Origin of the sequence: Pseudomonas sp. HMSC057H01 (genome assembly GCF_001836405.1) — a bacterium.
Lineage (GTDB): Bacteria > Pseudomonadota > Gammaproteobacteria > Pseudomonadales > Pseudomonadaceae > Pseudomonas > Pseudomonas aeruginosa.
On sequence record NZ_KV828496.1, the window covers coordinates 85,812 to 98,594 of the forward strand.

The 12,783-nt window shown below is 68.2% G+C and carries 8 protein-coding genes; 4 read left to right on the top strand and 4 right to left on the bottom strand.

From position 1 onward, the window contains the following. Positions 1-33: 33 nt before the first annotated feature. Complete coding sequence (locus tag HMPREF2581_RS19530) at positions 34-1,278, top strand: cyclic di-GMP phosphodiesterase (protein WP_003137575.1); 1,245 nt, start codon at positions 34-36, stop codon at positions 1,276-1,278. 558 nt (positions 1,279-1,836) lie between these two features. On the opposite strand, the gene ampR is transcribed toward HMPREF2581_RS19530, so the two are convergent. After that, positions 1,837-2,727, bottom strand: coding sequence for a LysR family transcriptional regulator AmpR (gene ampR / locus HMPREF2581_RS19535; protein ID WP_003137572.1), 891 nt, complete (start codon positions 2,725-2,727; stop codon positions 1,837-1,839). A 148-nt stretch (positions 2,728-2,875) separates the two neighbouring features. Here ampR and HMPREF2581_RS19540 point away from each other — a divergent pair, with 148 nt between their 5' ends. Together HMPREF2581_RS19540 and HMPREF2581_RS19545 are read left to right on the top strand one after the other, a co-directional pair. Next, positions 2,876-4,069, top strand: coding sequence for a class C beta-lactamase PDC-34 (locus tag HMPREF2581_RS19540; RefSeq protein ID WP_003137570.1), 1,194 nt, complete (start codon positions 2,876-2,878; stop codon positions 4,067-4,069). A 64-nt stretch (positions 4,070-4,133) separates the two neighbouring features. Next, positions 4,134-4,532 carry a hypothetical protein gene (locus tag HMPREF2581_RS19545; RefSeq protein ID WP_003093424.1) on the top strand — a complete coding sequence of 133 codons (399 nt, stop codon included), beginning with the start codon at positions 4,134-4,136 and terminating at the stop codon, positions 4,530-4,532. A gap of 163 nt (positions 4,533-4,695) precedes the next feature. On the opposite strand, the gene HMPREF2581_RS19550 is transcribed toward HMPREF2581_RS19545, so the two are convergent. The 3 genes from HMPREF2581_RS19550 to HMPREF2581_RS19560 form a co-directional block, all read right to left on the bottom strand. Then, positions 4,696-8,949, bottom strand: a complete 4,254-nt coding sequence (locus HMPREF2581_RS19550) for a PAS domain-containing hybrid sensor histidine kinase/response regulator (protein WP_003137568.1) — start codon at positions 8,947-8,949, stop codon at positions 4,696-4,698. A 127-nt stretch (positions 8,950-9,076) separates the two neighbouring features. After that, positions 9,077-10,267 (bottom strand): sugar transporter, encoded by a 1,191-nt coding sequence (locus tag HMPREF2581_RS19555; RefSeq protein WP_003101284.1) that lies wholly within the window; start codon positions 10,265-10,267, stop codon positions 9,077-9,079. A 153-nt stretch (positions 10,268-10,420) separates the two neighbouring features. Continuing rightward, positions 10,421-10,930, bottom strand: coding sequence for a GNAT family N-acetyltransferase (locus HMPREF2581_RS19560; protein WP_003101282.1), 510 nt, complete (start codon positions 10,928-10,930; stop codon positions 10,421-10,423). Positions 10,931-11,349: 419 nt separating this feature from the next. Here HMPREF2581_RS19560 and ppnN point away from each other — a divergent pair, with 419 nt between their 5' ends. Further along, positions 11,350-12,735 (top strand): nucleotide 5'-monophosphate nucleosidase PpnN, encoded by a 1,386-nt coding sequence (ppnN, locus tag HMPREF2581_RS19565; RefSeq protein WP_003093432.1) that lies wholly within the window; start codon positions 11,350-11,352, stop codon positions 12,733-12,735. The last annotated feature ends 48 nt before the right edge of the window (positions 12,736-12,783 follow it).

Sequence of the window (12,783 nt, forward strand, 5' to 3'; positions counted from 1 at the left end):
GCCACCTGGCCCAGTCTCGAGGTCGAGCCCATCGTGCTGAAACGCATTCCGGTAACCCAGCTTCGCCTCGGTATGTTCGTCCAGAGCCTTTGCGGCTCGTGGCTGGACCACCCGTTCTGGAAAAGAGGCGGCTTCCTGCTCGACAACCAGTCCGACCTGCAGCGCCTGCGCGAAAGCGCCGTGAAGGAGGTCTGGATCGACGCCGGCAAGGGCCTCGACCTCCCGGAGGAAGCGGCGGTCTCGGCCGCTGCGGTCCTGCCGGTCACCATGCCGGCCGACCCTTCGCCGGCGCGGGTCGCCCTGGAGGAGGAAATCCGCCACGCCGCCCTGCTCTGCGGCCGCGCCAAGGCCGCCGTGGTCAGCATGTTCCACGACGCGCGCATGGGCCAGGCCATCGACACCGCGCATGCATCGGACCTGGTGGACGAAATCTCCGCCTCGGTGCTGCGCCATCCCAACGCGCTGGTCAGCCTGGTACGGCTGAAGACCTCGGATGAATACACCTACATGCATTCGGTGGCGGTCTGCGCGCTGATGATCGCCCTCGCCCGCCAGCTCGAACTGTCCGACCCGCTGGTACACGAGGCGGGGTTGGCGGGACTGCTGCACGACATCGGCAAGATGGCGGTACCCGATCCGATCCTGAACAAGCCCGGCAAGCTCACCGAGCAGGAATTCGGCCTGGTCCGCCGGCATCCGCAGAACGGTGCGCGGATGCTGCTCGATTGCCGCCAGGTCAGCGCCCTGGTGGTGGATGTCTGCCTGCACCATCACGAGCGCATCGACGGCACCGGCTACCCCTTCGGCCTGGCGCAGGAGCAGATCAGCCTGCTGGCGCGGATGGGCACGGTGTGCGACGTCTACGACGCGATCACCTCCGACCGTCCCTACAAGAAGGGCTGGAACGCCGCCGAGGCGATCCGGCGCATGGCCGAATGGAACGGGCACTTCGACCCGCAGGTGTTCCGCGCCTTCGTCAAGGCAGTGGGCATCTACCCGGTCGGCGCGCTGGTCAGGCTGGAAAGCGGGCGCCTCGGCGTGGTCCTCGAGCAACACGGCCGCTCGCTGCTGACGCCACGGGTCAAGGTATTCTTCTCGGCCCGCTCGAAGGTGCCGATCCCGCAGCAGGTGATAGACCTGGGTAGGGCCGGACAGACCGACCGAATCGTCGGCTTCGAGCCGGCGGAGGCCTGGAACTTCCGCAATCTCGACGAGATGTGGACGGGACTGCCGAGCAACGGCGGGTCGTATTTCGACGCGGGAACCGGAAAGCCGTAGACGCCTTCCGCCGGCGAGCCGAGCACCGCTCCCGTAGGGCGCATAACGCGAAGCGTTATCCGCCGTTTCGCCGCAATCTCCGCCTGCTCCGCATTGCTTTAAGCGCACCATCGTCGATACTGCTGGCAATCCACCGACAGTTTTCAAGAGGCCATATGAGTCCGCTCCTGGAGACAATCGAAGAGCGCAGCAGAAATGGCTGTGCTCCATCCAAAGCGCTGCTTGCCCTGTGGTCCGCAGGCGCCGACCTGAGGGTTTCCCCGAGGAAGGCTGGCCGCCTATGCGAACTTGCCGTCGTTGCCGCAGCAGGGAAAGCAGGCATGCTCGAGAGCGAGATCGTTGCGGCACGCCGGGCCTATGCCGCCAGCCTGGGAGTGACGCTTAGCGGAGCGATCAGCAACGCCGACGAGCCGGTCCATATCCACCACGCCGTCAGCAATTCCAATCACAACCCTAACGCCTCAAACCGTATCAACCTTGGGAGAGCCCGAGCGTATAAAGAAAGGCGCGAGGAAGGTGATTACTTCTTCATCGACACTTCAATCGCCTGCATAACCGTTATCTCCCCCGCGCCTCAACGGCAGCCCTCTCCAGCAACCACTCCCTGAACGCCAGCATCGCGCTGGTCTCCCCCCGCGACTGCAAGCGCGTCAGCCAGTAGCTGCCGGTACTCACTTCGGTGGCGAACGGACGCCGGATGCTCTCGCTGGCCAGTTGCCGGGCAAACATCGCCGCCGGCGCCAGGGCCACGCCGACACCCTGGCGGGCCGCCTCGAGCATGGCCAGCGAGGTGTCGAAGACGATGCTCCGGGTCAGTGGCGCGTGCGCCGGCAGTCCGGCCGCCTGGAACCACAGCGGCCACTCGTCGGCGCGGTAGGAGCGCAGCAGGGTGTGCTGCAGCAGGTCGGCGGGACTGTGCAACTGGGCGGCGACCTCCGGGCAGCAGAGCACCGTCAGCGGCGCCTCGAACAACGCCAGCGCCTCGGTGCCGTGCCAGGCGCCGCCGCCGAAGCGGATCGCGTAGTCGAGCCCCTCGGCGGCGATGTCGACGCGGTTGTTGTGGGTGGACAGGCGCAGATCGATGAAGGGATGGCGCGCCTGGAAGTCCGCCAGCCGCGGCAGCAGCCAGCCGACCGTGAAGGTTCCGACCGCGCCGACGGTGAGCACGTCCCGGTAGTGGCCGCCCTCGAAGCGTTCCAGCAGGCCGGCGATGCGGTCGAAGGAGTCACACAGCACCGGCAGCAGGCTCTCGCCCTCGTGGGTCAGCATCAGGCCGCGCGGCAGACGCTTGAACAGGGCCACGCCGAGACGCTCCTCGAGGCTCTTCACCTGGTGGCTGACCGCCGCCTGGGTCACGCACAGCTCGATGGCCGCGCGGGTGAAGCTCAGGTGCCGGGCCGAAGCTTCGAAGGCGCGCAGGGCGTTCAGCGGCAAATGGGGTCGAACCAATCTCTACTCCAAATTTTTCTAATGGCTGCCGCGAGTATTCGTCGTTTGCCGCAAATCCTGCGCAAGCCTAGATTTTCCCCGCCCGCCGATCAAGGAGCGCTCCCGGGGCGGTTTCTCATGCAGCCAACGACAAAGGACGCCAATCCTCATGCGCGATACCAGATTCCCCTGCCTGTGCGGCATCGCCGCTTCCACACTGCTGTTCGCCACCACCCCGGCCATTGCCGATGAGGCCCCGGCGGATCGCCTGAAGGCACTGGTCGACGCCGCCGTACAACCGGTGATGAAGGCCAATGACATTCCGGGCCTGACCGTAGCCATCAGCCTGAAAGGAGAACCGCATTACTTCAGCTATGGGCTGGCCTCGAAAGAGGACGGCCGCCGGGTGACGCCGGAGACCCTGTTCGAGATCGGCTCGGTGAGCAAGACCTTCACCGCCACCCTCGCCGGCTATGCCCTGGCCCAGGACAAGATGCGCCTCGACGACCGCGCCAGCCAGCACTGGCCGGCGCTGCAGGGCAGCCGCTTCGACGGCATCAGCCTGCTCGACCTCGCGACCTATACCGCCGGCGGCTTGCCGCTGCAGTTCCCCGACTCGGTGCAGAAGGACCGGGCACAGATCCGCGACTACTACCGCCAGTGGCAGCCGACCTACGCGCCGGGCAGCCAGCGCCTCTATTCCAACCCGAGCATCGGCCTGTTCGGCTATCTCGCCGCGCGCAGCCTGGGCCAGCCGTTCGAACGGCTCATGGAGCAGCAATTGTTCCCGGCACTGGGCCTCGAACAGACCCACCTCGACGTGCCCGAGGCGGCGCTGGCGCAGTACGCCCAGGGCTACGGCAAGGACGACCGCCCGCTACGGGTCGGTCCCGGCCCGCTGGATGCCGAAGGCTACGGGGTGAAGACCAGCGCGGCCGACCTGCTGCGCTTCGTCGATGCCAACCTGCATCCGGAGCGCCTGGACAGGCCCTGGGCGCAGGCGCTCGATGCCACCCATCGCGGTTACTACAAGGTCGGCGACATGACCCAGGGCCTGGGCTGGGAAGCCTACGACTGGCCGATCTCCCTGAAGCGCCTGCAGGCCGGCAACTCGACGCCGATGGCGCTGCAACCACACAGGATCGCCAGGCTGCCCGCGCCACAGGCGCTGGAGGGCCAGCGCCTGCTGAACAAGACCGGCTCCACCAACGGCTTCGGCGCCTACGTGGCGTTCGTCCCGGGCCGCGACCTGGGCCTGGTGATCCTGGCCAACCGCAACTATCCCAATGCCGAGCGGGTGAAGATCGCCTACGCCATCCTCAGCGGCCTGGAGCAGCAGGCCAAGGTGCCGCTGAAGCGCTGAGGCGCGCTCGCGAGGGCGACGGAGCGTAGCGGCGCGGGACGCCGGTCCTGGCTATGATGGTGCCATGAGCGCTTCCCCGCCCCTCCGCCAGCCCTGCCCGCCCGGCGCCTGCGTCTGCGAACGCGAGCGCCTGGAGGCGCCCGGCGCGGACCGTCGCATCCTCCTCCTGACCCGCCAGGAAGAGCAGCGCCTGGCCGCTCGCCTGGAAGCCCTGCGCAGCCTGGAAGACCTGGAACACCTGCTGCGGCGCATGGAGGAACAACTGGGCATCCGCCTGCGGATCGCCCCGGCCTTCGGCGAGGTGCGCAGCATGCGCGGCATCCGCATGCGCTTCGAGGAGCAGCCGGGGCTCTGCCGCAAGACCCGCCAGGCGATTCCCGCCGCCATCCGCCGCGGCCTGGAGAAGCGCCCGGAAGTCGCCTACGCCCTGCTCAACGCCCACGACCTGCTGCGCGACGCCTGAAGGCACTGAACGACAGGAAGAGGATGTCGCTCAAGACCTGGGCGGGCTTCAGGAGTATCGGCGGATAACGCCCATGGCGTTATTCACCCTACAGGCCGCAGCGGATGCAGGCGAGCCCCGGGTCCGCCTGAATTCTTGGCGGGACAGGCCACCGCGCCGGGGTTCAGCTCGCCGACTCCGCCTGCACGTCGCCGAACATCGCCTGCAGGCGGAGCAGGCAGGCATCGCACAGGGTGCGCAGTTCGTCGAGGCGGATGCCGGCGAGGATTTCCATGCCGCGCCGCGGATCGGCGCGGCGCAGGGCCTGCTCCAGCTCGCTGGCACGGCCGGCCAGGGCGCTGGCGCCAACGGTGGACGCGCTGCCCTTGATGGTATGCAGGGTCGCGGCGCTGCCCTGGACATCGCCCTCGCCGAGCTGGCGTTCGAGCTGGGCGAAGAGGTCCTGCATATCCGGAACGAAGCGCCGCAGCACCTGGACGATCAGCTCCAGGCTGCCGCCGAAACGCCCGACGATATCGCCCCGCGCCTCGACCAGTTCGCCCGCGTCCGCTGTCGTTGCCGGCGCCCCCCTGTCGCCGCTCCTGCCGAGATGACCGAGCAGACAAAGCACCAGGCGCTCCTTGTCGATCGGCTTCGCCACATGGTCGTTCATGCCCGCCGCCAGGCAGGCTTCGCGGTCGGCCAGCGAGGCGTTGGCGGTCATGGCCAGGATCGGCAGCCCGGCGAAGCGCCCGTCGGCGCGGATTCGCCGGGTCGCCTCGAGACCATCGATATCCGGCATCTGCATGTCCATCAGCACCGCGTCGAACGGCACGCTCGCCTCCAGCACCTGCTGAACGCCCGCCAGCCCGCCGTCGGCGAGGGCCACCCGGGCGCCCTCGCTGCTCAACAGCTCGGCGGCGACCTGGCGGTTCAGCGCGTTGTCCTCCACTACCAGCAGACGCACGCCCCGCAACCGCTGGGTGCGCTCCACCGGGCGCGGCGGCGGGTTGGCCGGGGCGCCCTGTTCACCGTGCAGGGCATGCAGCACCGAGTCGGCCAGTTGCTTGGGCGTGACCGGCTTGGTGAGAAAATCGACGAAGGGCGGCGCGCTGTGGTCGCGCGCATCGGCCAGCACCTCGCGGCCATAGGCGGTGATCATGATCACCATGGGCGGCGGCAGGTCGCCCTGCAACTGGCGGATCAGTTGCGCCGCGCTGAGGCCGTCGAGATCGGGCATGCGCCAATCCATCAGCACCACGTCGTAGCGACGGCCTTCGGCCATCGCCGCCTGGACCCGTGCCACCGCCTCGCTGCCGCTGCCGACGCAGTCGGCGCGCCAGCCGAGGGCGCCGACCGTGCGTTCGAGCAGCTCGCCGGCCACCAGGTTGTCGTCCGCCACCAGCAGCCGCAGCGGTTCGCCGGCCCCGGGGCAGGCCGCACGCAGCGGTTGGTCGTGGGCGACGTCGAGGTCCAGGTCGAACCAGAACCGGCTACCGCTGCCCGGCGCGCTCTCGACCCGCAATTCACCGCCCATCAGGTCGACCAGGCGCTTGCAGATGAACAGGCCGAGGCCGGTGCCGCCGAAGCGTCGCGAGGTGGACGCCTCGGCCTGGGTGAAACCTTCGAAGATGCGCTGCTGCTGTTCCGCGCTGATGCCGATGCCGGTGTCCGCCACCAGCACCCGCAGGCGCACCAGGTGGGCGTCGTGCGCCAGCCGCCGCAAGCTCACCAGGACGTGCCCGCGGGCGGTGAACTTCAGTGCGTTGCCGGCCAGGTTGATGAGGATCTGCTGCAGGCGCAGGCGGTCGCCGACCACCGCGCTGGGCAGCTCGGGATCGATGTCGAAGATCACCTCGACGTCCTTGTCGCCCTGGTTGCCGGAGAGCACCACGGCCAGGTCCTGCATCAGCGGCTCCAGCTCGAAGGGGAGCATTTCCAGGACCAGCTTGCCGGCCTCGATCTTCGAGTAGTCGAGGATGTCGTTGAGCAGGCCGAGCAACGAGGTGGCCGCCGAGCTGGCCTTGTCCAGGTAGTCGCGCTGGCGTTCGTTGAGATCAGTCTGCCGGGCCAGTTGCAGCATGCCCAGCACGGCATTCATCGGCGTGCGGATCTCGTGGCTCATGTTCGCCAGGAACGACGACTTCGCCGCGCTGGCGGCGTCCGCCTGCTCCTTGGCCTCGCGCAGGCGCGCCTGCAGTTGCTGGTCGCTGGTGATATCGATATTGATCCCGGTGACCTGCAGCGGGTTGCCGTCGGCGTCGCGCTCGACCTGCGCGCCGGCCTGGATGAAGCGGATGCCGCCGTCGGGCAGCACCACGCGGAAGATCACATCGTAGTTGCCGCGCCCCTCCACCGCCGCGCGCAGGCTGGCCTCGGTGCGCTCGAGGTCTTCCGGATGCAGGCGGCTGCGCCAATGCTCGTAGACCAGGCCGCCGTCGCGCAACGCCAGCGGCTGGCCATACAGCTCGCACATGCGCTCGTTCCACTGCAGGCTGTCGTCGGCCAGGTTCCAGCGCCAGATGCCCAGGCGCGCCACGTCGGCGGCCATTTGCAACTGGTCGCGCGCCGCGGCCATCTCGCGCTCGGCGTTGCGCCATTCGGTGACATCGACGGCGATGCCCAGGTAGCCGTTGATCGCCCCAGCCTCGTCGCGCAGGACGGTAACCGAAAGCGTCACGCTGAGCGGCGAGCCGTCCTTGCGCAGATAGGTCCATTCGCGGGTCTCGGCGCCCTCCTGCTCGGCCCGCGCCACCAGCACGCGGAAACCCTCCTCGCCCAGCTCCTGGCCGCGGGCGAGCAACTCCCGCTCGCTGTGCAGCAGGGTCGGCGAGGCCTTGCCGACCACCTCGTCGGCGCGGTAGCCGAGCATCCGCTCGGCACCGAGATTGAAGCCGCTGATGATGCCGTCGCGGTCGAGGGTGATGATCGACACCTCGGACGCCGCCTGCAGCACGCTGCCGAGCAGTACGTTCAACCGACGCAGTTCGGCGGTACGCTCGGCGATCTGGTGCTCCAGGCCGGTATTGAGTTCGCGGATGCGGGCCTCGGCGGCCTTCTTCGCGGAGATGTCGCGTACGGTCTTCGAGGCGCCGACCACGCCGCCGTCCGGACCGAGGATCGGCGAGACGGTCACCGCCACATCGAGCAGGTGGCCATCCTGGTGCCGGCGCACGGTATCGAAGCTGACCACCTGTTCTTTACGGGCGATGCGGGCGAGGATGTCGAGTTCCTCGTTCTCCTTGGATGGCGGCACCAGCAGGTCCACCACCCGCCGCCCGACCGCCTGCTCCTCGCGGTAGCCGAACAACGCCTCGGCCCCGCGATTCCAGTCGCTGATGACGCCGTCGAGGCCGACGCCGATGATGCCGTCCGCCGAATTGCCGACGATCGCCGCCAGCCGCGCCTGGGTCGCCGCCTCCCGATGCCGGCGCTGGCGGCCGAGGGCGCTGGCGTTGACCAGCGCCGCCAGCAACAGGCTGACCAGGCTGCCGGCCAGGAACAGGATGCGCGGCGAAGGCTGGTGCAGGCGCTGGACGAACAGCGGCAGTGCGCTGAACGCCATCTGCCAGTGCCGACCGTAGATCTCCCGCCGCAGCATGTGGCCGAACAGGCGTTGAGCCGGCGCCGCGGCGCCGTTGACGAAGAAGGGCACGGCAGCGCCGTCGCCGGTGACGTCGCTGAGTTCGAGGTGGATCGCCGCGTTGTCGATGGGCAACCCGGCCAGCACCTCGCCGGTCAGCAGCGGCGCATAGCTCCAGCCGAAGCCTTCGAGTTCGCGCTGGGGCCCCGGCGGTGGAGTGATGCCGCTGCGGTAGATCGGCATCAGGATGAGGAACGATTGCTGGCGCAAGCCGCTGGCCTGGACCAGGGTGATCGGCCCCGTCAGGCGCACCTGCCCGGTCTCCAGGGCGGCGCGGGCGGCCTCCCGGCGATTGGCTTCCGAGGCGATGTCCAGGCCCAGCGCCTGGCCGTTGCGCGCCACCGGCTCGATGTACTGGATGACGTAGCGCTCGCCATCGTGCGGAGTCAGTTGCTGGATGCGGAACTCCGGCTGGCCGTCGGCCCGCGCCTGGCGCAGGAACCCGGCCTCGTCGGCGGCCGCCACCCGGCGGATGAAGCCGAAGCCGCGGGCGCCGGGAAACTCGCGGTCGATGTCGCGGGTCAGGCTGTAGCGGCGGAACAGTTCGCGGTCGATGTGCGCCTCGCCCGCTGTCAGCAAGGCACCGCGCACCCCACGCAAGCCATACTGGTAGAGTTCCACGCGGCGGGTCACCGCCTCGGCCAGCAGTTCCGCCTCGCGTTCCAGCGCCATCCGCGCCTGTTGCTCGTTGACCAGCGCCAGCCCCCAGGCGCCCAGCCCGGACAGCAACAGTCCGAGCGCCAGTGTCGCGCCCGCCCAGCGGCTCAGCCTGAACTTGCTCTGTTGTACGTTCACCCGATATTCCGTCCCTGCGCCGGCCCGGCGCGGGGCAATCCCGCACTCCCTGCGCCTTTTCGTCACAGAAGACTAGATCAAGCGGGCGGATTCCTCCGCCGAATCATCCGGGCCAGTGAATGAGCACTCACAACGACGTGGTTTTCAGCGCCTCCGCGTAGCGCAGTGCGGCGAACAGGGCGAGCAGCAGGCCGGCCAGCGCCAGCGCGGCGCCGACGTTGCCGATCGAGGCCAGGCCCATGCGTTCGCTGACCACGCTGCCGAGCAGCGCGCCGGCGCCGATGCCGACGTTGTACAGGCCGGAGAACAGCGCCATGGCCACGTCGGTGGCGTCCGAGGCGAGGCGCAGGACGCGGGACTGCTGGGCCAGGCCGAAGCACATGATCGACATGCCCCAGAGCAGGCTGAGCGCCATCAGCCAGGTCGGCTGCGCGGACAGCGGCAACAGCAGCGCCAGGCTGCTGCCCAAGGCGAGGATCGCGGCCAGCAGGAAGCCTCGCGGGAAAGCCTCGCTGTAGCGGCTGAAGAGGATCGAACCGAAGATCCCGGCGCCGCCGAACAACAGCAACAGCAGGGTGGTCGCCTCGCCGCTCATCTGCGCCACCTGCTTGGCGAAGGGCTCGATGTAGCTGTAGGCGGTGAACTGGGCGCTGATCACCACCACGGTCAGCACGTACAGGCAAACCAGCGCCGGGCGTCGGAACAGCATCGGCAGGCTGCGCAGGGAACCGGAATTCTGGCTTGGCAGCAGCGGCAGGGAGCGCGCCAGGTAGAGCAAGGTCAGCACCGAGAGTCCGGCGATGGCCATGAAGGTGGTACGCCAGCCCAGGGCCTCGCCGACCACCCGCCCCAGCGGGATGCCCAGGACCATCGCCAGGGTGGTGCCGGTGGCCAGCAGCCCTAGCGCCTTGGCCTGCTGTCCCGGCGGCGCCACGCGCACCGCCAGCGAAGCGGTGATGGCCCAGAACACCGCGTGGGCGAAGGCAATGCCGATCCGGCTGAGCATCAGCACCTGGAAGCTCCAGGCCAGCCCGGACAGCACGTGGCTGGCGATGAACAGCAGGAATACCCCGACCAGCAGCTTGCGCCGCTCGATATTGCGGGTCAGCAGCATCATCGGCAACGAGGCCAGCGACACCACCCAGGCATAGATGGTCAACATCAGGCCGACCTGCGAGGTGGGCATCTCGAAGCTGTGGCCGATGTCGCTGAGCAGGCCGACCGGGACGAACTCCGTGGTGTTGAAGATGAAGGCGGCCAGGGCCAGGGCGATCACGCTCAGCCAGCTGCCGCTGCGGGTTTCGGAGGTGCTGTCCATGGGGCGTTCGGTTCCGGAGCAGGGGGCGGACGGGCAGGTCCCGCGACCCTCGCCACGCACGACGGAAAACGCCCCGGACGCAAGGGTCCGGGGCGGCGATGTGCGTTGGATGGTCGTTATAGGTATTGGAGGGAACTGCCGAATCCCGCGATTCTACGCCGGGACGCCGTGCGCTGCACGCCCGCCCGGCGCTCCGGCGACCTTCCCGGAACGATGGGACGGCTCCGGCAGCATCAGGCAGGCCATCGTCTCGCCCCAGGGCGCGAGGCCCTGTTCGACGAAGCCGGCGTCCCGATAAAGCTGGCGGGCCACGTCGTTGTCGACGGCGTAGGCGACCATCAGGCGATCGCTGCGCCGCCTCGTCCGGCGCACGCTGGCGATGATCCGTTGCAGGGCGGCGCGGCCATGCCCCTTGCCCTGGTAGCGGCGGTCGATCATCAGGCGGTAGAGCCAGTAGTGGCCGTCGTCGGCGTCGGGGCCGTAGAGGGCGAAGCCGACCATGCGCCCGCCGTGGTGGATGCCGACCGCGCGGAACCCCGGCAGGAAGCGGCTCTGGGCCAGCGAATAGAGGTTGGAAGCGACGAAGTGCGCCTGGTGGCGGGCGACCTTCAGGTCAATGCAGGTTTCCCAGTCGTCGCGGGTGATGGTTCTGAGTTCGATCATGGATGACAGGCTCTTGGAAAAAGGAGGAAAGAAAGTCGCTAGGTACGCTGCTGGACTGTTCATACGACATGCTTCGTTCCTCCCTTCGACTGGCCGAGCATCCGGCGGAAACGCAACGATATCAGGAGAAGAGTCGATTATCCCAGCCGATGCCGGATCTTTTCGTCCACGGCTAGTGGCAGGATTTCCCCGCTGCCAGGCCGGCGACAGATAAATTCGAGATTTTCCTTGTCAGATCAGTCAGGTTCTCGCTATTACATTTAACCAAGACCCTGGAGCCAAGCCCCAGCGCACGGTTGCCTCGTCGCCCCACTCCGACGGCTGATCGCCCTCTCCCCCGGCACGCAACCTGCCCGGCGCTCCCTTATCCGGATGCGGCGGTTCTTCTACGCCGCCGCGTCCCCTGCATGGAATCGCACATGTCTCATCGCCCTGTGATCAACGCCTCGGTCAGTCCGAAAGGCACGCTGGAAACCCTCTCCCAACGCGAAGTGCAACAACTGAGCGAAACCGCCAACGGCAAGACCTACCAACTGTTCCGCCAGTGCGCCCTGGCGATCCTCAATACCGGCGCCCACAGCGACAACGCCAAGACCATCCTCGACGCCTACAAGGACTTCGAGGTGCGTATCCACCAGCAGGACCGAGGCGTGCGCCTGGAGCTGATCAACGCGCCGGCCGACGCCTTCGTCGATGGCGAGATGATCGCCAGCACCCGCGAGATGCTGTTCAGCGCCCTGCGCGACATCGTCTACACCCAGAGCGGGCTGGACAGCCAGCACGTCGACCTGGACAGCTCCCAGGGCCTCACCGACTACGTCTTCCAGCTGCTGCGCAACGCCCGTACGCTGCGCCCCGGCGTCGAGCCGAAGATCGTCGTGTGCTGGGGCGGCCACTCGATCAGCAGCGAGGAATACAAGTACACCAAGAGGGTCGGCCACGAACTCGGCCTGCGCAGCCTGGATGTCTGCACCGGCTGCGGACCGGGGGTGATGAAGGGGCCGATGAAGGGCGCCACCATCAGCCACGCCAAGCAGCGCATCGTCGGCGGCCGCTACCTGGGCCTGACCGAGCCGGGGATCATCGCCGCCGAGGCGCCGAACCCGATCGTCAACGAACTGGTGATCCTGCCGGACATCGAGAAGCGCCTGGAAGCCTTCGTCCGCGTCGGCCACGGGGTCATCATCTTCCCCGGCGGCGCCGGGACCGCGGAGGAGTTCCTCTACCTGCTGGGCATCCTCATGCACCCGGACAACCAGGACCTGCCCTTCCCGGTCATCCTCACCGGTCCCCGCAGCGCCGAAGCCTACCTGCAGCAGCTCCATGAATTCGTCGGGGCGACCCTCGGCCATGCGGCGCAGCGCCACTACCGGATCGTCATCGACGACCCGGCCGAGGTGGCCAAGCAGATGGCCCAGGGCCTGAAGGAAGTGAAGCAGTTCCGCCGCGAGCGCAACGACGCCTTCCACTTCAACTGGATGCTGAAGATCGATGAAAGCTTCCAGCGCCCGTTCGAGCCGACCCACGAGAACATGGCCAGCCTCCAGCTCAGCCGCAGCCTGCCGCCCCACGAGTTGGCGGCCAACCTGCGCCGCGCGTTTTCCGGGATCGTCGCCGGCAACGTCAAGGACAACGGCATCCGCATGATCGAGCAATACGGGCCCTACGAGATCCACGGCGACCCGGCGGTGATGCTGCCGCTGGACCGCCTGCTGCAGGCCTTCGTCAAGCAGCACCGGATGAAGCTGCCCGGCGGCGCGGCCTACGTCCCCTGCTACCGGGTGGTGCAGACCGAGGCGGCCTGAGCGCGCCCGCTCCGGCATCCCTGCGCCACGCGCGGGGATGCCCATTTA